General features: G+C 47.8%; 27 protein-coding genes and 4 pseudogenes. 10 read left to right on the top strand and 21 right to left on the bottom strand.

Going from position 1 to position 24,319, the window contains the following annotated elements; genetic code table 11:
- Positions 1-42: 42 nt before the first annotated feature.
- The 3 genes and pseudogenes from HA49_RS14885 to HA49_RS20995 all read left to right on the top strand — a co-directional run bounded on the left by HA49_RS14885 (position 43) and on the right by HA49_RS20995 (position 1,216).
- On the top strand, positions 43-540 hold the full coding sequence (locus tag HA49_RS14885) for a hypothetical protein (protein ID WP_156994672.1): 498 nt from the start codon (positions 43-45) through the stop codon (positions 538-540).
- A gap of 248 nt (positions 541-788) precedes the next feature.
- Positions 789-884: pseudogene (locus HA49_RS22085) on the top strand (STM2901 family protein); the annotation flags it as partial.
- A complete protein-coding gene (locus HA49_RS20995) occupies positions 878-1,216 on the top strand; it encodes a DUF1493 family protein (protein ID WP_072055944.1) in 339 nt (112 codons plus the stop codon). The pseudogene HA49_RS22085 and the gene HA49_RS20995, both read left to right, overlap by 7 nt.
- On the opposite strand, the pseudogene HA49_RS14880 reads toward HA49_RS20995, so the two are convergent.
- A pseudogene (locus tag HA49_RS14880) lies at positions 1,215-1,897 on the bottom strand (tyrosine-type recombinase/integrase); the annotation flags it as partial. The gene HA49_RS20995 and the pseudogene HA49_RS14880 overlap by 2 nt on opposite strands.
- A gap of 125 nt (positions 1,898-2,022) precedes the next feature.
- On the opposite strand from HA49_RS14880, the gene HA49_RS20990 reads away from it, so the two are divergent.
- The 3 genes and pseudogenes from HA49_RS20990 to HA49_RS20985 form a co-directional block, all read left to right on the top strand.
- Complete coding sequence (locus HA49_RS20990) at positions 2,023-2,790, top strand: DUF3289 family protein (protein ID WP_245610209.1); 768 nt, start codon at positions 2,023-2,025, stop codon at positions 2,788-2,790.
- A gap of 29 nt (positions 2,791-2,819) precedes the next feature.
- On the top strand, positions 2,820-3,266 hold the full coding sequence (locus HA49_RS14870; protein ID WP_038018941.1) for a DUF943 family protein: 447 nt from the start codon (positions 2,820-2,822) through the stop codon (positions 3,264-3,266).
- Positions 3,267-3,310: 44 nt separating this feature from the next.
- Positions 3,311-3,427, top strand: a pseudogene (locus tag HA49_RS20985) (IS3 family transposase); the annotation flags it as partial.
- A gap of 62 nt (positions 3,428-3,489) precedes the next feature.
- Here HA49_RS20985 and HA49_RS21860 read toward each other — a convergent pair.
- Positions 3,490-3,777: pseudogene (locus HA49_RS21860) on the bottom strand (Arm DNA-binding domain-containing protein); the annotation flags it as partial.
- 349 nt (positions 3,778-4,126) lie between these two features.
- The gene (locus tag HA49_RS14860; RefSeq protein ID WP_038018936.1) at positions 4,127-4,423 is read right to left on the bottom strand and encodes a LexA family transcriptional regulator; all 297 of its coding nucleotides are present in this window, start codon (positions 4,421-4,423) and stop codon (positions 4,127-4,129) included.
- Positions 4,424-4,504: 81 nt separating this feature from the next.
- Here HA49_RS14860 and HA49_RS14855 point away from each other — a divergent pair, with 81 nt between their 5' ends.
- A complete protein-coding gene (locus tag HA49_RS14855; protein ID WP_046791845.1) occupies positions 4,505-5,095 on the top strand; it encodes a sugar transferase in 591 nt (196 codons plus the stop codon).
- Between the two features lie 3 nt (positions 5,096-5,098).
- On the opposite strand, the gene HA49_RS14850 is transcribed toward HA49_RS14855, so the two are convergent.
- Together HA49_RS14850 and HA49_RS20665 are read right to left on the bottom strand one after the other, a co-directional pair.
- Complete coding sequence (locus HA49_RS14850) at positions 5,099-5,287, bottom strand: hypothetical protein (RefSeq protein WP_038018934.1); 189 nt, start codon at positions 5,285-5,287, stop codon at positions 5,099-5,101.
- On the bottom strand, positions 5,287-7,557 hold the full coding sequence (locus tag HA49_RS20665) for a phage tailspike protein (protein ID WP_052752521.1): 2,271 nt from the start codon (positions 7,555-7,557) through the stop codon (positions 5,287-5,289). Before HA49_RS20665 ends, HA49_RS14850 begins: the two co-directional genes overlap by 1 nt.
- Positions 7,558-7,680: 123 nt before the next feature.
- On the opposite strand from HA49_RS20665, the gene HA49_RS14840 reads away from it, so the two are divergent.
- From HA49_RS14840 to HA49_RS14830, 3 genes are read left to right on the top strand one after another with little or no spacing between them, the layout of a single operon-like run.
- Complete coding sequence (locus HA49_RS14840; protein ID WP_038018931.1) at positions 7,681-7,926, top strand: Arc family DNA-binding protein; 246 nt, start codon at positions 7,681-7,683, stop codon at positions 7,924-7,926.
- Positions 7,927-7,986: 60 nt separating this feature from the next.
- Complete coding sequence (locus HA49_RS14835) at positions 7,987-8,424, top strand: hypothetical protein (RefSeq protein WP_038018929.1); 438 nt, start codon at positions 7,987-7,989, stop codon at positions 8,422-8,424.
- 1 nt (position 8,425) lies between these two features.
- On the top strand, positions 8,426-8,764 hold the full coding sequence (locus HA49_RS14830) for a hypothetical protein (RefSeq protein ID WP_038018928.1): 339 nt from the start codon (positions 8,426-8,428) through the stop codon (positions 8,762-8,764).
- Here the strand turns inward: HA49_RS14830 and HA49_RS14825 are convergent.
- The 16 genes from HA49_RS14825 to HA49_RS14745 all read right to left on the bottom strand — a co-directional run bounded on the left by HA49_RS14825 (position 8,758) and on the right by HA49_RS14745 (position 24,318).
- Positions 8,758-11,412 carry a lytic transglycosylase domain-containing protein gene (locus tag HA49_RS14825; RefSeq protein WP_038018926.1) on the bottom strand — a complete coding sequence of 885 codons (2,655 nt, stop codon included), beginning with the start codon at positions 11,410-11,412 and terminating at the stop codon, positions 8,758-8,760. The genes HA49_RS14830 and HA49_RS14825 overlap by 7 nt on opposite strands.
- Positions 11,412-12,686, bottom strand: a complete 1,275-nt coding sequence (locus HA49_RS14820) for a phage DNA ejection protein (protein WP_156994670.1) — start codon at positions 12,684-12,686, stop codon at positions 11,412-11,414. The genes HA49_RS14825 and HA49_RS14820 overlap by 1 nt, the downstream gene beginning before the upstream one ends.
- A gap of 11 nt (positions 12,687-12,697) precedes the next feature.
- Entirely contained in the window at positions 12,698-13,264 is a 567-nt protein-coding gene (locus tag HA49_RS14815; protein ID WP_038018924.1) for a hypothetical protein, read from the bottom strand.
- Positions 13,248-13,628 carry a hypothetical protein gene (locus HA49_RS14810; RefSeq protein ID WP_038018922.1) on the bottom strand — a complete coding sequence of 127 codons (381 nt, stop codon included), beginning with the start codon at positions 13,626-13,628 and terminating at the stop codon, positions 13,248-13,250. Before HA49_RS14810 ends, HA49_RS14815 begins: the two co-directional genes overlap by 17 nt.
- Complete coding sequence (locus HA49_RS14805; RefSeq protein WP_038018919.1) at positions 13,615-14,388, bottom strand: coiled-coil domain-containing protein; 774 nt, start codon at positions 14,386-14,388, stop codon at positions 13,615-13,617. The genes HA49_RS14810 and HA49_RS14805 overlap by 14 nt, the downstream gene beginning before the upstream one ends.
- The gene (locus tag HA49_RS14800) at positions 14,388-15,815 is read right to left on the bottom strand and encodes a packaged DNA stabilization protein (protein WP_038018916.1); all 1,428 of its coding nucleotides are present in this window, start codon (positions 15,813-15,815) and stop codon (positions 14,388-14,390) included. Before HA49_RS14800 ends, HA49_RS14805 begins: the two co-directional genes overlap by 1 nt.
- Positions 15,763-16,281, bottom strand: coding sequence for a packaged DNA stabilization gp4 family protein (locus tag HA49_RS14795; protein ID WP_038018913.1), 519 nt, complete (start codon positions 16,279-16,281; stop codon positions 15,763-15,765). The genes HA49_RS14800 and HA49_RS14795 overlap by 53 nt, the downstream gene beginning before the upstream one ends.
- The gene (locus HA49_RS21615; protein WP_038019477.1) at positions 16,265-16,453 is read right to left on the bottom strand and encodes a hypothetical protein; all 189 of its coding nucleotides are present in this window, start codon (positions 16,451-16,453) and stop codon (positions 16,265-16,267) included. The genes HA49_RS14795 and HA49_RS21615 overlap by 17 nt, the downstream gene beginning before the upstream one ends.
- Before the next feature lie 36 nt (positions 16,454-16,489).
- On the bottom strand, positions 16,490-17,785 hold the full coding sequence (locus HA49_RS14785; protein WP_038018910.1) for a P22 phage major capsid protein family protein: 1,296 nt from the start codon (positions 17,783-17,785) through the stop codon (positions 16,490-16,492).
- A complete protein-coding gene (locus HA49_RS14780; RefSeq protein WP_038018906.1) occupies positions 17,785-18,696 on the bottom strand; it encodes a scaffolding protein in 912 nt (303 codons plus the stop codon). Before HA49_RS14780 ends, HA49_RS14785 begins: the two co-directional genes overlap by 1 nt.
- A 25-nt stretch (positions 18,697-18,721) precedes the next feature.
- On the bottom strand, positions 18,722-20,899 hold the full coding sequence (locus HA49_RS14775) for a portal protein (protein ID WP_038018904.1): 2,178 nt from the start codon (positions 20,897-20,899) through the stop codon (positions 18,722-18,724).
- The gene (locus tag HA49_RS14770; protein ID WP_038018901.1) at positions 20,899-22,383 is read right to left on the bottom strand and encodes a terminase large subunit domain-containing protein; all 1,485 of its coding nucleotides are present in this window, start codon (positions 22,381-22,383) and stop codon (positions 20,899-20,901) included. Before HA49_RS14770 ends, HA49_RS14775 begins: the two co-directional genes overlap by 1 nt.
- Complete coding sequence (locus HA49_RS14765; RefSeq protein WP_038018898.1) at positions 22,376-22,864, bottom strand: DNA-packaging protein; 489 nt, start codon at positions 22,862-22,864, stop codon at positions 22,376-22,378. Before HA49_RS14765 ends, HA49_RS14770 begins: the two co-directional genes overlap by 8 nt.
- A 122-nt stretch (positions 22,865-22,986) precedes the next feature.
- Positions 22,987-23,439: a hypothetical protein gene (locus HA49_RS20660; RefSeq protein WP_052752519.1), complete on the bottom strand. Its 453-nt coding sequence runs from the start codon at positions 23,437-23,439 to the stop codon at positions 22,987-22,989.
- Between the two features lie 107 nt (positions 23,440-23,546).
- Complete coding sequence (locus HA49_RS14750; protein WP_245610208.1) at positions 23,547-24,077, bottom strand: hypothetical protein; 531 nt, start codon at positions 24,075-24,077, stop codon at positions 23,547-23,549.
- A complete protein-coding gene (locus tag HA49_RS14745; RefSeq protein WP_038018892.1) occupies positions 24,046-24,318 on the bottom strand; it encodes a DUF2829 domain-containing protein in 273 nt (90 codons plus the stop codon). Before HA49_RS14745 ends, HA49_RS14750 begins: the two co-directional genes overlap by 32 nt.
- Between the last annotated feature and the right edge of the window lies 1 nt (position 24,319).

The following is a 24,319-nucleotide window of genomic DNA, read 5'->3' as shown; positions in this document are numbered from 1 at the left end:
CTATTAACTATGCTTACAAGTGGAGATTACCGGGAGAAAATTATGGCTTTCATGATCAAAGACTTTACTGACAAAATTGGTCCTTCTCTACCCTACCCGCCTGACAAAGCTGGCGTCCATGCTGCAATAGCTGCTTTGGATATTAATGATATTTTCAAAAGCCGCGGAACTATTGTCAGAGATGTTCGGGGATGGAGAGTCGATATCCAGAACTCATCAGGAAATCACATAAATATATCCGTACAGAAAAATGGCGTAGCTGGCATGAGTACTGTTGCCAGTGTCATGGTGCCACACATATTAAGGCCGGACACTTCCAGGAACAGTGACGTTACTGAGGCACGCACAAAAGAATTGAGCAAAGCGGTACGAAGAGGACTTGTCGAAAGTTTACGTACTCACAGTTCCGAAAAAGGTAAAGGGCAAATTACCAGGAAGGAAGTCATTGGCGGGTTTTCTACTAAAAAAAGTAGCCAAAACCCGGCTGAATCATCATCGGGTACAGTCAAAAATACGCCCGATAATAAAAGAGTTAGTTAAAGTGGCTCCCTTTTTAACCCGCGATTTTCTGCGGGTTAAGCATCTGCCTTTTCCATCAAAGCGAACATGTTATGTTCAATCTGATCAAAAAGGTTTTGACCCGCATCAGTAAGACGCGCTTTTCTTCCACCCGATCCCCATTTACCATACATACTTCAGTTGAATTTGACACACTCACTCTGTAAGTTAATTGATGACAGTCACTTACTGTACGAGTAAACCATATGGATACGGTTGAAGAGTTAAATGGAACTTATTTTTTAGCCTCTGATATGTCACAAATTTCATATAAAACCGTTCGTGATTACAATAAAATTGCCCGGGGTAATGATAAGGTATGGTAACGGACGAAGAGGTTCTTGAATTCTTTCGTAGTGAGCTATCAACCCCGCTTAACTGGAAGTGGCGTCCAATCCCTCTGGAATTAGACACGCATCTACAGGACTATTGTGCTCCCGATGAACTTCCTTATGTGATTGAAGATTTTGGTCAGAAATTTGCTATTGATGTTTCTGCAATCAATATGAACCGTTACTGTCCGATAATAAAAATACCATTACTGAAGCGATTAACTAAAGGCCGCGAAATTATGAAAAAAATAATCTCTGAGCGCCCTCCATTCACGCTGAGAATGTTTGCTGAATCTGCCAGAGCTGGACGCTGGTTATATGATTAATCTCTCTCAGGCCGGTAATCATCAATAGCTTTGTGGCAATGCGGGTAATCATACTGCCCGGATAATCATTCAGGGCTTTCAGAAAGTCGGGTATCTGCTCGACGCTCAGATGTGGGAAATGCTTTTGCTTCGGAGCTTTCAGTGCGCCGGCTAAATCTGTCACCGGGTTATTCTCTGCCCTGCCGGTGATCACTACGTGAGTAAATATCTGGCGGCAAGCCTGGCGGGTCTTTTTCAGCTTATCCAGAACGCCACGCTGTTCCATCTTCCGCAATACTGCCAGCATCTCGGCAGGTTTGATTTCATTAATGGCGCGTTGACCAATGAAGGGTAATATATCCTTTGTCAGGTACTCCAGAATGTCATCAGCATCGTCCGGTGACTAGTTCGGCATTTTGTGTTCGTGCCATTCAATAGCTATCGACTCAAAGCTGTTTTGTACCGCCAGTACCCTCGCCTGTTTCTCTGCCTGCTTTTCCTGCCCGGATCACCACCAGCAGCCAGAACCCTTTTTGCATTTTCTCGTTTGCTGCGGGCCTCAGATAACGTGACGTCAGGATATACCCCCACGGACAGCAACTTTTCTTTACCGCCAACACGATACTTTAAACGCCAGTAACGCGACCCGTTAGGATTAACCAATAGATATAGGTCACCGTCATCAGGCAGCTTACACGGTATTTCTTTAGGCTTAACAGTCTCTGCCTGACAGACATTAAAATAGAAATATCAAGAAAATTCCTAAGCTGTCTGACAAGTGGAGGTGTATAATGTTTAATCACTTGACTGAAGGAGATTGATTTTAAATGAAAGGAATCGACAAAAAACTTATCATCTTCACCACAAAAAAAAGATTCAATGACAGAAATGCCGATGACATGCAAAGTGGCGACATGGATGTTGATACACTGAAAAAGCATTATCATCTCGGGAAAGTATCAACTTTCATCGACTGGGCTACTTTTGGTCCCTGCTATCAGCATCCTGCTACTAACAATATACCGCCAGTTAGCAGAGAAAAAGCCATTGCGATGTTATATGATGAGCTACGATCTCAGTCCTATGCATTTTCTTTCCGAGGACCATACCAAGGCCTGATCATAAATCTTTTCAATCACATGCAACGTAGTAATGGAAATGATTTTCAACATCCTTTTATGAACAATGCCTACAGAAATCTCATTTTGAGTGATAACTCTGGCGATAGTACATTATCAATAATTAAAAACACTATCGAGCAATTTGATTTTAATAAGTCACAATTGACTAAAGAACATTTTTCAAATGTGTTATCTAAAAGCCGCTTACCTAAATATACAAGATGGAAAGATTTCGTCAATGGAATGGGCATTACTGTCCATGACATAAACAGCACAGAAATCTCTATAGAAAGCCTGACCTTCCAGGGCAATAAATATACTGCGACTATCAAATACAGAGCACAAGATCATTTTGGCTTAGATAAAGAAGATATCTTAAAAGTGAAGTTTAACTCTATTGCTCTCTTTAGAATATGGTTTGTTCTACAAAGGGCAAAGCATTTTGCTCAAAATGCCATTTTTCACAAATTTTGAAGCTACTATAACATTGACAGGAGAAAACAATGTTTAAGTACAAAAGGATTGGAGCAACTTTAGTTTTTTTAATAACAGCATACTGCATATGGATTGGTGTAAGACCGGCAAAAATAGTCAGAGTTGATAATGGTGTGGTTTTTGTAGAACATTTACCGGTGACTACAGAAGGCAAACTCAATTGGTGGCTGGAAAACAAAGACTTACTTAAGAATAAATATCATATTATCAATCCCCCTGATAACTTTACAATTATCGTCATGAATTTCGGTGGGTATGAAAAATTACCCACCGGAACCAGAGATGGTTCAATTGATGACTATACCTGCTTTGATGATACTAATGGCGAGCATAAGAAATGCGTTTATAACAGCATAGCGTTAGTTGTAAGAGGGAGCGTCAATGGGAAAATATTTATAAATATAGATGGAAAAACATATATCCAGAGTTCTGATGGAAGAGTAACACTAAAATAGAAAAGATATTTCCACCAAGGTACATTACTATTTAAATGACCTGGCAACGTTTGCCGGTAAGTAATCCGGCGCGGCTGGCGACACCAGAGGCAATAAACCAGTGCTGGTCGGTTGATTTTATTCACGATGCTCTGGTCAGTGGCAGACTTTCCCAGACATTTGGTGACCAGTTCGGCATTTTGTGTTCGTGCAATTCGATAGCCACCGACTCAAAGCTGTTTTATACCGCCAGTACCCTCGCCTGTTTCTCTGCCTGCTTTTCCTGCCCCGGATCACCACCAGCAGCCAGAACCCTTTATGCATTTTCTCGTTTGCTGCGGGCCTCAGATAACGTGACGTCAGGATATACCGCCAAGGACAGTAGCTTCTCTTTACCTCACACCCGATACTTTAAACGCCAGTAACGTGACACGTTAGGATTCACCAGCAGTTACAGGCCACCGTCGTCAGGCAGCTTACACGGTATTTCTTTAGGCTTAACAGTCTCTGCCTGGCGGGCGTTAAGTTTCATTCTGGGGTATCGATTCATTGAGCCTGCCAATACCCCTAATGAACCCAACATTTTCGCGGATCACAATGGATTTAGCCGGACGTTAGCAGACAAGGAATTGGTTATGGTGCGTGATTTTACTGGGATGAGCAGACTTTACAGGACGGTAGTAGAAGGGAAAATGGTGCGCCCTATAGGATTCGAACCTATGACCTACGGCTTAGAAGATAGTAGGTCTGGAATTAACCAACTGAAACAATAGACAAAATCCCATGCTCGCAACATGATTTGTGTCGTTTCCATGCATTTTTGTGAAATCATCAGAGTAAAGATGATTCATGTGGCGACACAAAAACGACACATACCCCCTTCAAAAACTCTTCACCATGTGCGTCACCACTCCAATCACCCTGGCATCGTCCAGCGCATCCCCCTCTATAATTCCACCGTCAGTAATGAACCGGCCAGCGCCTACCGTGGCAAACATCTTTGACTGGCCGGCAACATCGAGCAGAACCACACTCCCCGCTTTTGCTGGTATCCCCGGCTCGACCACGGCATAACCTTCATCTGTCGGAACGATGATTGACGATTCCGTGATACCCATGACTGACTCAGGGGTCAGGCGTTGTTCTACGTAATCTGCTGCGGGGGATGGAAAGCCCATAAGTTACTCCAATAGTAAATTTTTCTAATCTGAAGTTACTTTCTAATGTATAATTATATAGACTGAAATGAGGAATAAATCATGTTGAAAATGAGATACTTCGACGTTGCAGTGTCAGCTTTATCTATCGCGTTGCTATCGCCGGTTTTAATCACAGCATATCTAGCAATAGCATCCACAGGAAGAAGTCCATTATATTCACACAGAAGAATAGGACAGAATAATAAAGCATTTGGATGTTATAAATTTACATCAATGAAAAGTATGGACCAGATTTCAGAGAGTGATAAAGCAAGGGTAAAACATGAATTATCTGCTTACGGTAAAGTAAATGATGACCCGCGAATTACCCGCATTGGAAAGTTAATCAGAAAAACCAGCATAGACGAATTGCCGCAACTGATTAATGTACTAAGGGGGGATATGACCCTGATCGGGCCCCGTCCCGTCACTGAGCCAGAGCTTAAATACTATGGTCGCAGGAGTTCGTCTTATCTTTCTGTTAAGCCTGGCCTTACTGGCTTATGGCAGGTTTCAGGAAGAAGCGACACCTCATATAAAAGAAGAGTCGCTATCGACCATTACTTTGCAATAAATAGAACAAGGAAATTAAAAATGTTTATTTTCCTGAAAACATTTTATGTTGTTGTTGCAATGAAAGGTTCACAATAACAATTAATCTATCGCTATCCAGTTATCAGAATCAGAAACTAAATCATTCGGCGTCCATGCCGTTGCTTCGCCATACTTATTTGTTACGGTATAGCTACCGTCACTAAGCAGTGATATATATGTGGAGTCCATACCACCCCATACCTCTGATTCCTGGTATTTCTTTCCGACTTCAAAATCAGACATCTTCATCAGATTTCCCTCGCGTAAACATCATAAATTTTAATGCTGCTTCCTGACCCGTTGTTCGGTAGCTGCACATAGATAAGTGCATGTGTAGCCCAGTCCGGTGCGCGTTCTGCAGAAGCTCCGGATGTCGCCATTCCTCCCTGCAGTAATGATGGTGCCTGAACCTGGCTACCAGTGGTTGTGAGCGGATAGGATATCGAATTCTGCGTTTTTGATATCTGAGGGGTAACAGTGCTGTCTCTGTTACCCTGAATATCAGCCATAGCTGCCCAGGCAACCCCGAGAGTACAGGCTACTGACGTATTACAGTTAAACTTAAAAGCAATGTTCCCGTTATTTTTAATGGGGATTGCTGCGACCACAGCACGGTAAAAGCTTGAAGTATTAGCGGATATGGCGCTGACAGCAAACTGCAGGTATCCGCTGACTTTGCTTAGCGTGGCTACAGTTCCTCCACTTGTTCCGTACGTGTTCCTGGTAAGCTGGGTATTTGTTCCCGTAGCGTCATAGCACCAGGCCCACATCGGAGATGGCGCAGCGGTCATTGCTGTTGCAGTACCTGAATACCAGGTCCGGTCTATCATCGTGTCGTTGTATCCGGATAGCGGATAAATTGTGCTTGGGAAGTAAGCCGTAGTCCCGGAGGGTCTTGTGTTCCTTAACCTGAACCCTGTACCAGTGCCGGCAACAAGACCCCGCTGGGCCTCTGTGATATATGACGTATTAATATCAGACATACGCCAGAATGAACAATCATCAATATCAAGCAGGCAGGTATCAGAGCCCATGTAATAAGGCATAACCTGTGCTTGTGTAGAACCTGCACCCATGACAAACCTGGATGCTCTTACATATACACGCCCCACAGACCCGGACGGGAAATTAAACACATACCCGTAAGGACCGTAACCCTCAAACCAGCAATCCTCGTAGTACGCCTCACCATTTGTACACTTAACCCAGCCATAATCATTTGCAACTGCTGAATAAGGATAATCAAGAGAGCAGTTCTTAAACCAGGTTGTACCACCACGGATATAGTGAAGTAAATTTGACTGAGTGAATTTAACCCTTTCAAATGTTACTTCCTCACCTGCATCAGTCAGCCCTGCCGGAACATAATAGTTTACGTATTGATGGTTAAAAGTCGTATCTTTCATATGCAGGAAATAAGTGTGTTTTGATAAACCTATACCTGTATACCCGCCATTGAAATTACCACCTTCAAGGACAATCCTGTTTCCTGTTGCATTATAATCTGCACTGTCAAATCCAATAGTCTGAATATAAGTAGCAGTAGAACTGCCATATATACCCAGCGCATAAGGCAGAAAGTGGTGACTAATTCCGTAATTTGAACCTTCGTCATTCTTGAAAAATAACAGGTATGACGGGCTGTCAATTGATGTTCCGGTTACCGGATATGCAGTGAAGTCAATCATTGTTCCGAGCATATCGGTACAAACCCTTTTATGAGGGATTGTAATCTGGCTGGTTATTTTAAATTTATTCAGACCTTTTGCTGCAGGGTCATTTGAATAACCGCGAAACTGTCCCCTGGCATATTGAAGGTTTTGGCCTGATACAGTTGAATACTGCGCTGCCGCCTGGATTGCTGCATTAAAGTTAACGGTATCATCAGTTACACCATCACCTACGCAGCCAGCCATATAAGGGTCGATGATTGAAGTAACTCGCCGCTTCCATCCGTATGTGCCTGAAGTTGCTGCATACACGACACCGTCATCAGTGACATTTTCGACAGAGATAAACTCCCCACCGCCAAGCGTGCTGCCAGAGTTATAACCAAGCAGAGTAATCAGTTGCCCTGCTTGCTCTGGGATAATTTCTCTCAAAGCAGCAAACGATGTGGCATAGCCAATTAATCCTCGTCCTGTGGGTGAGGCTAACTTTCCTGTTAAAATGGTATATGCAGTCTGTGGATCAATAGTTGACAAATCATCCCAATAAAACTGCTGAACCATATAGCTATCATAGACAGCCATGGAGTAGTTTTGCGTCGTAACAAATTTAGCGATCTGGCCGTGATAGACAGGATAACCGGCAGTATTTATTACGATTGGCTGTGGTACCTGCACCATCTTTCCGCACTCATTTTCCACGAAAACAGGAATCTGATTCTGCGGAAATGTCGGATCGGTATCAGGCTGACCGATAAAAATCTTACCATTTGAGCAGGCTTTGAAAGATCGCGACATTGTGAACGGCGTCACCGGATTGGACACCATAATGTTGTAGCTATTATCAGCCATTATTTTCTCCGGGCGAGTGATGGCCTCGCGGTTAAACGATATTAGTAACGTACGGAAACTGTAGTATTGTGGATAATTACAGGTGTTTTATGATTCCTCTCCGCCCATTCGGTGAGGTTTTAGATGAAAGACAAGGACACAACGCAGTTCCACCTGACACTGCCGACAGAGTTACACGCAAAAATAAAGGCCAGAGCGCAATCTCACGGTCGCTCTATCAATATGGAAATCGTCAGGGTTATTGATGACTCTTTCTATAAAATGCCACTGAGCAGAACTGATCAGGATGAAGATGAACGACTTGCTGCAGAGATAGCCGAACAGGTCCGAGAAATAGCAGTCAGCGTTATCAGGAAAAATAAGAAATAAATTGCGTTAAATTGCATCAACCCAGTGCTATTCTTCATAAAAACTAATGAGAGTTAACGCATGAAAAAATTATTCCTGTTGCTCCCTCTGGTTCTGGCCGGATGCACAACCGTTGGTGACTATCAAAACCAGTGTGAACAGAGATATTCAAAGCTTTCAGATGTAGCCAACTGCCTTGATAGTGACGTTAAATCTGATTTCAGGATGTCTAGGGCTGATACACCTAAGTTATATGTTAATGCGGCTAGAATGCTGGGTGAAGCAGTGGATCATGGCAAGATGACAGATGCACAGGCAAGATTTGAACTTCAGAGCCTGTACGTGAATATCAAGCAGAAACAGGATGCGTTAGCTAACCAGAGAGTTATCGCAATCAATAATGCGGTTAATTCACCCCAACAGATATACACAAATCAGTCAAAATCGGTGCCGGTGAACAGGCCTGTAACAACAAACTGCACTGGTTACGGTAATAGCGTAACGTGTAACAGTTACTGATATGCATCCCGTAATTCAGTTAATAATCGCCATTTCATCGCTCATTGTAGCGATAAGGTTCTGGCCTCCCCTTCTGTATATCATCGCTGCATTGGGGGTTGTTCTGCTTTTAACAAAAATCACCAGGAGATCGGTTTCTTTAGTCAGGAACAACAAAGAGCAAGCTGCAAAATTTATAAATGCAATCGCTCCTTTCGCTGGTTTCGTTGTCCTGGCGATTATCGCTGATACCTTCTTCCCACACAAAATTAAGGCGCTGACCATCGTGTTATGCTTCGGTGGGGCATTCATTATAATCAGCGCCATTGTTGGCGTTTTTGAAAAGATAAAACGTCAGTAATCATCGCCCGACAGCCAGCCAATAATCCCAAGCCTGGCAATTTTTCCTTTCTCTGCCGCCGGGAGTGTCCGGTAAAACTCTCTCCATGCCGATGTTCTGGCGATCCGCTTTTCAGCGCTGGAAACAATCTTATCCTGAACCTGCGCTGAGGGCTTATTTCTGGCAAGTGACGCAAGACGCTTCCATTCAGGACTGCTCATTAACTCCTGAACAGCTTCTGACCCTGTTTTCCTTGTGGCTGCTTTCGCGCCCATCTGCGCAGCAATTGCAGTATTCAGTACCGGACCGGCAACAGGAACATGACCCAATACCGTAGCAATGGTTGCCATCTTCCCATGCGTGGCCAGCTTATCCAGGAATCCGCCAGGCTGCTCAAATTTATCCAGGAACGATTTAAGTTTACCGGTCGCGAGATAATACTGATTGGCAGACTTAACGTTACGGGTAATCGTATACATGTCCTCAAGCTGACGAACAGTGTCAGCCGGAAGTTCACGATGTAGCAATCTGATGCTTCCGTTACGTTTGAGAGAGCCGTAATAATCGACAAAGCCGTTAATATTGTTAGCGAGGTCTGACCTACTACCCTTACGTAGCATATCCCGCATCCCTGTGGCGATAAGTTGCGATCGGGTTGCCTTATCCGGTACAGCCTGCATAAGCTGGTTAAATGCTTTTGTATTGCCGTTACTCAGGCCAGTTAAGGCGTTATGAGCACGCGCTGTGACGTCCCCTGACAGGTCTTTTCCCATCAGCGAATACATTCTCTTTTCCATCATCTTGCGCTGCGCTGTAACAGCGTTAGCGGCACGAATCTGGTCACCAAACCCCGCCTGCCTCGCTACTGCATCACGGTCATCAGACAATTTAGAGTAAAGTGCGCTTAAATTTCTTTCCTCCGCACTACCGAACGGCGTTCCAGCTTTGTTTAGCTCTTCCCCGACTGTTGACCTCATTGCGTTAAGCCTGGCGTAAGTTGGTGCCCCTGCCTTGTCCGTTGTCGGTGATACAGCCTCATAAACTTTCTTTTCCACCGGAGATAAGAACTGGTAACCGCCCTGCTCATCTGCCAGCTGGTCGAGATAATTTCTGGTGTTCACAGGGTCTACCGATGCTTTCGCCGGAATAGCATCCTGAACAGGCTTATATAGCGAATTTTCCTGAGCCTTGAGCGCGTTTCTGGTCGCGTTGAAATCAGAAACAAATTTGTCATTCATTGATAACCGGTCAGGCATTGCGCCGGCATCATCAATAATCTGTGACGCACGGTTAGAAATCCGGTTAATTGAGTCACGGCGAACCGCGCCAAGTGCTGATTCATCCTGTGATGCCAGCCCCATCTGAACCGCTTTAAATGCATCATTACCAGAGGTATAAGCCTCTAGCATGTCATCCGGATCAAGGTCGAGGCGCTTCATTGCATCAGTCACATTCTGGTCAGGCTGTATATCATTTACTACCTGCTGAATACGCCCCTGATTACCGGACTGAGCAGCCCTGGTATAATTTTGTGCAGTGTCAGATGCTACACCTTCCGGAGAAGGTGATGATTGTGTCTGCGCTGGCGCTGGCTGTTGTTGTGGGATCGGTGCCTCAGAAGCTACACGACTATCACGGACAGCACCGCGAACACCATTAAATACTGCCGGAACCGCCCTTGCCACTGATGAACCAGCCAGACCCATAGCGGTATTTTCCAATAACTGAGTCGGGTCAATCTGTCCATTTTGCTGTGAGCCTGCCAGCGTACCGACGAGGTTTTCAGACAGCATACTGGCAACCTGATTTGCTGCACGTTCTGTTCTGGATGCTCCAACGGCTGAAGCTGTGGCCGCTGCCGCTTTTTCTGCACCAACACCAGGCACAAGATAAGGCCCAATTTCTGCCCCAAGTTGTGCGTACTGGTCTGTTGGCTGCATGTTTTTAGGCAACTGAAACTGATATACCTGATCCTGTTTAGGAACTCCCACAGCATCCAGCGCGGTATTAACTACGCTTCCGGGGATATTCGCCACGTTAACGCCAGCCTGTAATAACCCTTTACCTGCCTGTTCAACATCCTGGGTAAGCGTGGGAGATGGCTGGCTTGTTTCCCATGGCTGGTTTGATTCCTGGCTTAGATAATCCATTTCTCCGGACGATCCGGGCTGTGGTCGTTGCTGTTGGGTCCACTGAGCAAACCGAGGGTCATTGATGTAATTCTGAGTCTCTGCAGGCATCGACTGGTTCTGTCCGGACTGGTATTTCTGGACGTTTCCAGGGCCCCAGTTATAGGAAGCCAGCGCCGAAGTAACATCCCCTCCGTTCTGTCTCAGCATCTGCCCGAGATATTTACCTGCGGCATCAACCTGCATATCAGGGTCAGATTTCAGTCTTTCAGGGTTATAGCCCATCCCTTTTGCCGTTTCAGGCATGACCTGACCGAGTCCGATTGCGCCTTTCGGGCTAACCGCATTAGGGTTTCCGCTCGATTCTTTGCTGATTACAGCACTGAGTAACCCTGACGGGATACCATACTTTTGCTCGGTCGCAGAAACAACATCGGCACCCTGCTGAGGTGCCGACTGCTGACTTTGATAGTTTTGCCACGGTCCGGAAGAATTCCCAGGCTGTGTACTGCTCTGATAGTTTTCCCACGGACCTGCCATTAATTTTTTCTCCAGCTATTGGGTGATGAAGGGTCACCGCCTGTATAGGTGTAGCCACCTTCAGATTGTCCGACCTGCGGAGCAGATGACTGCTGAGGACCAGAGTAAGACTGAACATCTGACCGGTATTTATCGACCAGAGATTTCTGGCTGTTCAGGTAATTAACCTGCCGCTGTAATACCTGTTGCCAGTTGTTGATAATTGACCTTGCGCGGTCTGCTGAAACACTTGGCTGTAAGTTAAGGAACGCACTGGCGGCGGCCTGACCTTCAGAATCTGAAACCGGACCAGTGCCACGCATCCCGATTACACCCATCTGTCGCGCCTGAGCCTGCATCTGCGTAATCTGCGACCATGCATCTGCCGAATCAGAGCCCGGCAGATTTCGGTTTACATAACCCTGGGCACCCCAAATACCGTTGAAAGTGGAAGGGTTGATCTGCTTAACCTGGTTGAGTGTGGTAAGCATCCCTAAAGTGCTGTTTACCTGCTGGTCGTAACCGTTAACAAAGTCCTGCTTTTTCTGGACCTGCTGGAATTGCTGATTCTGTACGCTGGCAACATCTTTCTGGCCGGTCTGGTTTGCCATTTGCTGCTTAATAGCTTGGTCGCCTTTCTGAATATCAAGTTTCTGAGCATTAAACCCATTGTTTGTGTAATCCTGCTGAATCTGATGCTGGAACTTCTGCTGATTCAGTTGGTTGTCAAACTGGTTTTGTTGGTACTGCTGCTGCAGCCGTTGCTGACCAAGCTGGATATTTGCATTCGTGGCAGCGCCCTGCTGCGTTAACTGAGCATTTTTGGCCTGAGTATTGTAATAGCCTTGGGGGCCAAGAGAGGTCATCCCAACAGCATCGACAATTTGGCCGAGGTGATTAGGGTCATTCTGGTACATTGTCGCCACTTCATCAGGAGATGATCCGATACTCTGCAATGTAGAGGCGTGTTGCTGTGCTGCTGACATGACAGCCTGAGGATTTCCGGTAGCCATAGCCACACGCAAATCTCCTGCGGCTGCGCCAAGTGCTGCCTGGTGATTGGCATCCTGATACCCAATACCCTGAGCGATAGTCTGCATCTGGTCAGGATATTTCGCTGCAAGTGCATTCATTTTCTCAGGATCACCATAAGCCCCCTGCCAGTCCTGCTTAAACTGATTTGCGCTATCAATAGCCTGGTTCTGTTGCTGGTTTTGCTTATAGGCTGCGGCGGTCTGCATTCCCTGTAAAAATCCAGCATTTGGCGAGCTATAGTCAATTGGTTGAATAGCCATGATTCCCCCGATTAAAACAGACCAGCAAGAAAGCCGATGCCCTGCGTGAGTGTCGATCCATTAGCCAGAGAATTGCCAGCCTGTGCCGCGCCGATTTGCGAAAGGTTATTTTGCACATTGCTGGAATATGTCCCAGCCGCTGCATTGGAAGCGCCAGCAGCACTCAGCCCGACATTCACACCGCCCAGCAACTGGTTATACCGGTCATTAAGGTATGCTTCCCCAAGCTGCGGAGCAATTGAAGCCAAACCGTTACTCGTCGCTGTTGAACCAAGCCCACCTGTTGCCTCAGCAGAGGCTAATTGCTGATAACGCGCCTGATTAGCCAACCCTGCATATTCTGACGAATTGTAATAGTCATTCAGAGTTCCAGAACGGTTGTTTAACACGCTATTCAGGCCTGTCAGATAAGATTGCCCGGACTGAACAAACGGCTTCAGAGTGGCCGCCTGCTGATTGTAAATCTGTAATGCTGTTGCGTTTGACTGATTGGCTGCATCTGTCTGAGCCTGTGCCGCCTGATTAGCCCCTGTAATTGAGCCAACTACTTTCCCGATACCTTTAGCGATTCCGCCCATTTTTAAACCTCGTCATAATAATCAGGCCACCGGTACGGCCATCTGTAAATTCAGTGTTTCCGCGCCATGTCTCGACAAACCCAAACTTTCGCGCAAGATTGCACACGTGCTTACTTTCTTCGAGAATCGGAGCCCTGACCTCCCGGTCACCGATGACTGACAAAACATCGGACACTGCATCACGACATTTGTGCCGGTCGCCTTTCCTCATCGCCATATGCAAATCGACGTGATCACCGAAATCCATGCAAACGAAAATCCCACAATCACGCCATAACAGATAGTCAGCCTCTAAATCAGGCCATAAAGGAACGCCCCACAGCCTCATTAGCTGCGAACCGGTCACTGCATCAAGTCGTTGCATTAGAGATAAGCCCGTGAGTTACCGCCATATCCTCAAGCGCCTTTACCCGCTGCCGGGTTTCGATAAGCGCCTGGACAATGGCCTGTATTTCAGTCTGAGAATAGACAGAGCCAACGGTGTAGCTCTGGTCGGCGTTAAATGCTGCCTTGTTTGCGGTGCCGGTTGATAGCGTCCATCCGGTTTGCCGTGGACCAATAACTTTTGTGCCGTTCACAGAGTATGATGATGCGACATTTAACGGCCCTGACAGGCTCTGTGAGGTTGTGGCACTTTTAGACAGGTAATCGGCTGATATTTTGTCAATATCGCCCCTGTCGGTCTGCTGAGCGGTTTCCAGTGATGAAATATCGTCAGTGTTCTGAGTTATTCGTGATTCATGGTCTGACAGTTCGGTTTCATTGGCTGAAATTCGTTTCTCATGGTCGGATAACTCAGTTTCTGCAGCCGTTATTCTTTGCTCATGGTCAGCAAGTTCGGTTTCGGCAGCCTGTAACCGTTGTTCATGATCTGCCAGCTCCGTTTCTGCTGCAGTCAGTCGCTTTTCGTGATCAGCTAATTCCACATCCTGCTCATCGTTTTTCACCTGAGCATCATAGGCGCCATTTCCTGCCTCATTTGCCTTTCCTGCAACCGCCCCGAGGTCGGAACTTTGCTGAATAACATAGAGAGAATACGGTTGACTGAATCCTTTTGGGAGTAATGTTGCGTCGATTCTTGACGCCTGGACGGTTACTGGCGCTTGTAGTGATGTATCAGCCATTATTCCAGCCTTACCTGACACCCTGACAGGGTCACAGGAGAAGAAGTTATAATCCTTACCTTCACGCCAACATTCTTTCGAATCCGCCCAAATCTGCGCCACAAAACGCGCCGGTCATATGCGAATGGTGAGTTTTGCTCAATCATTTGCTCACGACCAAAGTTAATTCCGTCAGTCGTAGCGGATAAAAACAGCCTGTCAGCCACCTGAGCAACGCCGGTCGATGCTTCAAGTTCGAAATCAAACACCCGCATGTTGTCAGCCTTGAACAAAGGCGTGTAAAGCAGATGTTCCTGCTGAACTCCGTATTGTGAAGATGATGAAAAATTAAGCTGACCGGTCACTGATTCTGTTTTATCGCCACAAGTGATTTGATTGCCTTCAAACATGAAATCAATGCTGCGATGAGGTGAATCATAGAGCCCGGTTTTCAGGATATTCCACTGCGGCCCGTTGCTGCTTGCTGATGCGTCATAGCAGAGGACATGGTCAGGAAGGTGGATAATCATTAACTCATGACCATCAAACCGTAGCGTTTCCATAACTGCAGAGGAAAGGTCTGATGCTGAATAACTGCGCAATATCTTCTCAATGCTCGCAGTAGCAATTGGGGCAGCAGAACCTTGGCTTATCGCATAAACAGATGGCGCACCGCCTGACGGGTTGCTGATGAACGCATGAGAATCACCAAATTTGCATTTACAGCGTGTTCCGGCAATGCCTTTCTGTACCATCAGTGACGGCTGAGAAACGTAAATAGCCGCACTGGTATCAGTTGATCCGGTAAGAGAGAAATATTCGATTGTGGCAGAGCCGAACATCACCGCAAAATCACGCCAGGTATCACAGGCAAGAATGCCGTCAGGCTGACTTTCTGCGGTATAGAACGGTCGGTACTGGTCAGGGTGTGATTCATCCTCAAGGTCCGTTACTCCGAAGTCCTGAGAGCCATCTTTTACCCAAAGGTAACGACCACGCAACCGGCAGACATCACGAACTGAGCCAATATCGTACTGTGCATAGGTCACATCACCCTCAGTTGACGGCCAGTTTTGCAGCGTTTTGGTGGTTCCGTCATAACGGTAAAGTGTCAGCACTCCGTTTGCGGCAACAGCCTGACTTGTTGCTGAATGGGCCATGCTGATTCGTCCGGATCCTGACACATCGCCCGCCTGTGACTGACCGCGATACAATTTCCCACCCAGCACCCGATATACAACAGATTCGTGAGTATTAAACTGTACGCCCCTGGACAGGCCAGCCACACCAGAGCGCTTATCAATGCCAGGGAAAGACCTGAGATATCCGTTAGAGTTAAATACTTCTTTCGGGGTTGCCAGCATATTGACAGGTAAAGCATCAATGTAATCAGCGTTAACCTGACTCTTCGCTATCCCCTTCATCAGTGGAAGTTGCTGAATTGGCATTTTGATTCCCCGGGTAGAAATTCCAGTTGTTGTAAGTTGCCAGGCGGTTACCGGAGCCAACAGGCATCCGTTGAGGGTAGGAATATCCGATGCTTGCGGCGCGGCTGATAGCAGTCGATTTCATCAACCGCTCCTTGCCGTAACGGGCAGTCGTAACAACTTTGTCGGCCGGAGTAACCACGTAATCAGGAGCGATACGGAGCGCAAGATTATGAACTACAGCACTGACCGAAATGGACCGCATGCCGTGGTCGTCACCCTCTTCCGGCGGATTGTCATCATTGGAAAAAACATAGCCTGTGATGATTCCCCGGCCATCCTGATACCATTCGGCCATCATCATTTCGAGGTCGTTAACGGCATCCTCCATTGACTGCGGCTCGACATCTGTCAGCGTGGCATCGGAAGCAATTCCCAGCTTTCGCAGGGCGGCGCGGACAATATCGCCTTTAGTCTGAGTCAGCATCAGTAACCGCCTTAGCCTTGCGGCGACCTGGCTTATCAAATAGCTTCGACGGGTGATCAAGCCAGCCGTCTTTTACGTGTTTTTCTACTTCTGTGTGGTCAACAACTTTAACGTGTGCCATTACGCCCCATACCTTACATGGGCCGCCAGGCTTATAAACTGCGGTATCCATATCAGCCTCACGAAAAAGGGGCCGAAGCCCCATTGATTAAGCTGCAGTCTGACCAGCCAGGCCGACACCGATAGCTTCCGGACGGGTAGCGTTCACGCCATACCACAGCGCGATACGACACTTACCTGTCAGGGTAGCTATATCACCCTGAGTTGCCATGATTCCGCTGATACCTACGCCAGGGATATCAAACGCAGTCGTTTTCATGCCAGCAAACAGGTCGCTGTTCGCAGGGATTGGCTGTGACACGATACGGATTGAATCATCAGCCCAAAAAACGTTTGTTTTGGTCGTGGCCACGTTCAGGATGTTGATAGCGGTAGCATCTGCCAGAGTGGTGTTTACGTTGGCGTAAGCGCGCTGTTCCGGTGACAGATTGGTGTCATTCAGAGCTACCGGCTTCGGCGTGATTTCCAGATGGGCGCCATCAACCACGTTAACCACTGAGAATGTCGCGTCATCGGTCAGGACGTTCTTAGCCATCTGGCCGAGGAACTTCACACCGGCAAACGAGATTTTGTCACCACGTTTAAATCCGGTAGTGCTGGACACGGCGACAGTGGCGAATCGGTTATCAACGTTGGTTTTGTTGCCATCGTTGTCCAGCTTCCACGCCTGAGGTGCGAATGACTGAGCTCCGGAAACAGTGACGCCGGTTGCGGTTGACGCAGCCAGAGTTGGAAGTTTCGGAGAGCGCATGACGTCATCAAAGCCAGCTACCTGACGCTGAATTGTTCCTGATTTGTAAGCATCTTCCGGCACGTTACCGAAAATATCCCGCCCAACCAGATTGTAACCAGCCCTGCGGTAGTCATCAGGGTTGAAGAACCATGACAGACCCGCATCGCGATTCAGTTCACGGCTGAACATCAATGCTTCGGCATGGGCGACAAAATCCCATCCTTTGGATGAATCACCGTTAATCTGGTCCGGATCGGTTACCACCAGAGACCCCATATCGGCGGCCATGTTGGCAATTTTCAGTTCCAGATTGTTCGCCAGTTTACGGGCTGACGCCTGAATACGGCGGCGATAACTGGTTTCATCGCGCAAATCGTCGGCACGGAGAGCGAAATAATCGTTATCCGGGTCGCCCAGGCTAACAGCTACGCTCAGTTCAGTAATGCCAGTTTCTTTGCCTGTCAGGTCCCAACCTTCCTGACTTGGAGATTCCTGCTCTACCGGCATCCATACAGTGTTACTTGAACGCTGCATTGATGCGGCTGGCGGGGTGTATTTGGTTGCTTTCTGCGCCATTGGCGTCAGGTTTTCGACGGTATTAATCACCTCGTCGATGGCGTAGGTTACTAACTGACCTTCGTTAAGAGCCATTATCGGATTCCTTTAAGTTTTGCTTTCAGTTTGCGGTAAGTTTCCGTGTCGCCACTTCTGGCCGCTTTATCCATCTGCTTTTGCAGAGATTCACGGTTTGCAGCAGTGACATCGCCGGATACAGCCTCATCAGCCGGTGGCGCTTTTGATACGGGTTTACCGCGAGGCTTAATCGTGAGTTTTGCATCGAGTCGGGCCAGTTCGATGAGAGCCTGTTGGCCGTCCATCGCAACGATTTGGCGTAATTTCTCCGGGTTTGCACCCAGGTGATACATGATGGCCGCCGACTTCTCCGGGAAAAGGCGCATGATTTCGGTGTCGATACCCTCGGGCACCAGCGACCGGAAACTGTCCTCTTTCTCCTGATAGTCGGGTAGGTTTAATTTCTCTGCCGAATCGTAATGGCGGCGCACTGCCTCGACTGCCTGCGTTGAGCTTTGTGTGTACTCATGGGTCTTACGCCCCTGCTCTGCGACTGCATTGCTACGGGCATCCTGAGCCTTAATCAGCCATTCGTTATTAGCCTGACTAAATGCTGCAAGTGCCCGCGTCTGGTCGTAACCGTACTTCTCAAGCCCTTCATCAGAAAGATACTGGTTGATGTCAGGCTGAGGAGGCAGGTCAGGGTTAACACGCAAATTCTCCGGCACCTCGCCACGCTTAACAGCCTCAAGCTGCTGCTCAATTTCACGCTGGCGCTTACGTTCAATACGCGCCTGTGCAAATTTGGCGTTAGTTGCCGGGTCTTGTTTCGGTTTGTTCTCGTCGTCACCCAGGACAATCTCGAAGCCCTCATCCTGACCATCGCCACCGCTGGCATTATCGGTTGGCTGACCATCATCAAGTGCCGCTTGCTGATCGTCGGGCAGGGTTTGTTCTTCAGTTTCCTGAATATCGTCGGTATTACTCATGATTCACCTCATGGAAGGGATAAAGTTACTCGCCGGGAATGGCGGAAGGTTGTTGATTTTGTTGCTGCTGACTCTGCTGTTGCAGGAGGTTGGCAATATCGAGTTGCTGGCCGTGATGCTGCTGATTGGCACGTAGCATCTGGTCCGCATCGTTATGTGCCGCTGTGTTTTGTTTCTGATACCAGTCAGACAGGACACTTAATGCATCCCGCAATGACCTGTCGTTAAGTGATTTAGCGTTAGCCAGCGCCTGAACTGCCTGAGCCTGGGTTAACTGCGCCTGCTGCTGCGCGGTGTAGGCTTTAATCTGCAGGTCCTGTTGCTGGTTCTGAGCTTTCATCTGCTCTGCCTGACCTTGCGCCAGTACACCCTGAGCCTGAACCATTGCCGGGTCAGGTTGATTCTGTTGCTGCTGTTGCGCTTCCTGTAACCACTGCTGTTCCTCTGCTGTTTCAGGCTGCTTAAGCCCCTGGATAACGAGTTGCTTGTTGGCGTAGTCGCGGGTGATTTCGATTCCTTTTCCATCCAGCAACGTCAGATACTGCAGTAACAGCACATTCCACACCTGTTGTGACGGATCAATCTGACTGAGTAGCTCCTTCAGTTCTGCGCGGTGCTGCTCCTTCATTGACTGGAATGAAGGGCCCACATCGGTGTAACACTCAAACCGGCCGCTGATATCATTCAGAACAACTGTCTGCCCTGATGCGATATCAACAACACTTGTCATCGTCTGGACAGTCTTCTCTTCACCGTCCGGCAGAGTCATTGTGACAGTGCGCGGAACGTCATAGATATCACTGACCATTGATGCGTAGATTTCACCATCACGGCGCATTGCGGTCGCGAGATTGTCCTGAAACACGAATGTTTGCAGGTCTGAGCGCATGTTTAACTGATTAACAGTGTCGAAAGCCACCTGACCATTAGCCGCCTGGTTATCGACGCCCAAATCAGCAACCTGCTGAACAGCGTCAGATGCCGCCTGCAGAGCGTACTGGTTTGCGGGTGGTATCTCCGGGTCATCAAGGTAGCCAACAGCGCCGAGCGGTAAATCATTGCTGCTTTCATCAGTGCGGTTTTGCAGGTAGTACGGGTAATCAGCATCACCCGCATACATGTATTCATATCCTTCAATCTGTTCAGGATAAAAGATTGGTTTCTTGCGGGGGTTTCTGGCAACGATATCAGCGTTAAAGCTCATAATCATGTTACGCAGGCGCTGGCCGTCTTTCGTCAGCCGGACAATACCTTCGTAGACCTCTTTATCCTCGACAAATCCCCACTCACCGAACACCGGCACAATCGGTAGGTGTTCACCGGCAATCAGTTGCCTGTTCTTCAGAATGGCAGATGATGACAGAATGGTTTTATAAACACGGCAGCGTTTAATCTTGCGCTCACCGATTTTTTTCATGCCACGGTCAGCCAGCATATCGATGACGTTCTGAATATCACGCTTGAAGTAGCTGACTGGCTCACCGGTCAACGGGTCTTCGTATATAAAAGCGACTTCTTTCTTCTCTACGACTTCGTAATACTCAGCGATGTGAATAACGTTATTTGACAGCCAGGGGAAAAGCCAGTCATTAGGTGACTGAAACGAGGGAATGTCTGTAGCATCAAGGCCTAACTCTTCAGCAAAGGACTCCCAGCCATCCTGCGACAACGCGCTGATTACTGTTACGTGTTTAGCGTCTGATTTATCCTGCTGCTTTGCGTTTGCATCCCATATGACGTGTGAACACGCTTCATGAATAGGAACGCGCCGGATAATCTGGTTATTACTGGTAGGGTCCTCGTCCTCATACTCGGTGACGATACGCCAGGCTCCGATGCCGCACTCAATCTGCTCTTTCACTGCCACATTAACCGAAGTTTTCGCGGTGTTATGCCGCATGTCGGTTCGGTACATACCCATCAGGATTTCAGCAGCGTTCGGGTCAGCGTTATCCTTTGGCCGGAACAGAACATCAATCGGATTCTGACGCATTTCAGCAACCAGTTTCCTCACTACCGGGCGCACAATATCGAACTGTCCGCGATACTGCAGGGTTGTGTATTTTGTCAGCCAGTCATCCCACTGGCTGATCCGACTGAAGAATAAGTCGTTCTTCGCTTCGGTTCTGGCTTCTTCGCTGGCCGACCAGTCCCGGTCAAACTTACCGAGAATGTCATCCAGTCTGTCGTTAGTGTCGGCCATTATCTTCCTCGCGAAATTGGTCTGATTGGTGCCGGTGTTTTCTTCTCTTTCGGCTTTTTGATATCACGCATCATTTTGGCGAACCGGCGCATCATGTAGCCATAACGAACTGCTGACAGGACGTCATCATTAAGCTTCACAATCTTTCCGTTTTCGTCGCGGTGGTAGAGTCGGAACTCATCAAAGAATGGTTCGCATGTGTTGAACACCTTAAACCGGCCATCAAGCATCATGTCACGCAGTTCAGATATGCCAGGCTCAACAGCGTTACCGCCATCCGGCCATGTGGCATGTTCTGGTAGCATCTGGAAGCCTGCGTCAGCGTATTGGGCCTTTAACTGCTCACCGCCGCCCTTTTCATGCTGATTGCCATCGTGTGGCCACGCGGTGGGGATTTTATTAGCCCATGACTTAACAGCACCCCATGCCTGTACTGCGGTTTTCTCCTTGTCCTTCCAGACGCGTGAAACATAAATCGTGTCGGCGTCTTTATCCCACCACAATTGCACCTGTGCCTGCGGGTGATCCCAGCCAAAGTCCATTGCATCGATAACATAGAAATGGTCAGGGCATTCGAACGGATGACATTTGATGGTTTCTTCGGGTATCTGAAATATTCGACCGCTACCCATTGTCGGAATACCCCGCGCACGTGCTTCACGCTCATGCTCAGGGTAAGAGGCGATGATTTGCTCTTTCTGCTCTTCGGTATAGTGATCTGCATCGTAGATGGTCATGTTGACCACCTTCTGCATTTTGCTCGGATTCTTCAGGAACTTTGTGACAACATCAGACATCCCCATCAGCGGGGTGAATGTCAGCAGAGAGAACTGGCCGTATTTATTGGTACGGGTCAGCCCTTCGCCGTAAATGCTGTATGGTGGCTCTTCATCGAACCATACACCGTGAATAGTATCGCCCTGCCATCTGGCGCGACCCTGCGAGTACGGCTTGAAGTAGCAGATTGATATGCCGTCTTCAACGCCCTCAGGTGTGTGGTGCTTTATTAGGAGGTGATCGACAAGGTTCGGGTAAAACGGCGACTTCTTCCAACTAATGATGTCTTCTTTCGGGATTGAACCGTAGCCCGGCTCGTCATTCTCCTCGATACGGCCACAGAGAATACGCTGAGTGGTTTTGGTTACCGTCTCGTTAGTCTCGCCACCAACCCAGAACACCACAGGCTCATAGAATCGTTTGCCTCCCCACTCACCACCGTAAGCACCATCATTCGGATAACCTTTGGTGCCAGGGTAACGGCCAGTCAGGTGAAATGCTACTTCGGCACCGCCGGAATATGACTTACCTAGCTGGTTACCAGCCATGAAGCATCGTTCAGTGAAGTCGTGTCCAGCATCGATAAATTCACGCTGTTTACCGTAGGGGTGGTAATCAAATAACTGGTGTGTCTTTCGGTAGTTCTCTTCTTCCTCCAGAAGCTCAAGCAGTTCTATCTGCTCGTCTTCTGAGAGGTCATCAAGCATCGTTTCGCTTACCACGGCTCAGTAACTCCTGTATTCGGGAGCGGCGCTTATCGCGATCTCCCTTATCAGGTGTCACGTCCTCGACTTGCGATTGCTCTTTTAAGCCCAGGTCCCGGGCGATGATGTTTGCGTTAAGAAGGTCAGCAGCGGCGCCAGAAAACTTCTGGTCGTAGATGATTTCCTCTGCTCGCGTGGTGACGTCAGAAAAACCTTCTGTTACACGGAAGGTTCCCCATGTCTGCCGAGTGATATCGAGGAATATGCACAAGCCGGTAATCGTCATCGCTCGCATCTTAGCGATAGGTTCTTGTGTCACTTCTCCCTGATATGCGAAAGCTTTCATTTCCCACAGCGGATTAGCTTCAACCCATTCGAAGTATTCACAACAGGCAGTCCACAGCGCTTCAGGGGATTCGAACTTAGGATTACGCCCATGACTACTGCGGGCCTCCCAAAATCGGTTACCCTTTGGTGCTGCCATACAGAACATTCCTCTACAAATAAAAATACCAGCCCCGGGAATCTGGTGACTGGCCTGGATGAAATCATATATAAAACTCTGTTAAGGCCACCAATTTGATGACCTTTGCAGAACTTTATAAACTATGCAGGAAGAGCGTACGATGCTGTCTGAGTCGTTCCGTCAGTCATCGTGAAAGTCAGCGTTACCGTGCCGCTTGCCTGTGCAGCAGCAATTGATTTAATGCCAAGCCCTGTATCACCTTTGGCACCGGTAGCTCCCGTATCTCCTTTGTCACCTTTGTCACCTTTAGCGCCTTGGCCCTCAGTGTCAGCGGTATACTTCGCTTCGAAGTCAGTTTTACTCAGGTACAGGATTTCACCGTACTGGCTGTTAAACAGATAACCACCGGCTTGCGGGTTGAATGTTGCGGCGAACGCTGCAGAGATGTACTGCTCGTTATATGCTCCGTCGAAAGATACCAGGCCGGAACCATCGTTAGCGTACTTGATGGATTTAATCGGCAGTGCGCGGATGTAAATTCCGTCAGTGTCTTTGTACAGCGGCCACTGTGGGATGTAGTTAGGATTGGTCATGATGTTGTCCTGTAGGATGATTGCATTAAACAGCACCCAGATGGATGCTCTGTGATGCAGACATAAAAAAGCCCACCGATTAAAGTGAGCTTGGGGAGTTCGGGTAATTATTTGACTACTTCGATAGTCGATCCGTGAGAATTCATGACGTAGACATTATCGCCAGGATAGATGAATTGATATTTAAGCCCCTTGAATGCCTCACTAGGACGGCATGGGCTTTCAAAATCTTCGACAAGGATGGCTATAGCATCAGTATCAAGGACTTCAAACCTTTCACTGAATATCAACTCTTCTTCCTGAATAGCGTCTTTGCATTCTGCGTCGGCGTAAACATCAGGGAGCCAGATAACAAAATCGGGGTTCGAGTGGCTGTTGGTTTGCTTCAGTATTTCCGCAAACCTTTCGGAATCTGGACGGGCAATTGTTACGCTGTCCTGTTCACAGATGTGAGTAACGCCGTTGATAATTGATTTAACTGTAAACATTACTTTTCCTTCTTCTTCTGATAATAAAAAACCTGCCTTTTTGGGGCAGGTTATGGCAGTGAAGTTACTTGCCGGGTAATCACAATCGAGGCCACCGCAATGGCCTCTGTTCTGATTACTACGGTGATTCAGCAATCCAGTCTTCAGCAAACAAATCACCTTGGGATGGCACCCAGCCTGGCTGCATCTGCCCCTGCGCATTTTTCAAATCGAGATGAGGCTGAATAGTAAATTCACCTGCAATACCGGCTTTCGCATAGTCAGAGCCTGGTCGGGGCTCATTCACGGTATAACCACCCGCCTTGATGACGAACTGACCCTTACCGTTCCAGCCTTGGCGATAAATCTTCGCACCAGCCTTTACCGCTTCTAATGCCTGTCCAAAGTTCATG

The organism is Tatumella morbirosei, from assembly GCF_000757425.2.
GTDB lineage: Bacteria > Pseudomonadota > Gammaproteobacteria > Enterobacterales > Enterobacteriaceae > Tatumella > Tatumella morbirosei.
Note: the sequence above shows the minus strand (reverse complement) of the source record. Positions and strands in the feature narration are given on the sequence as shown.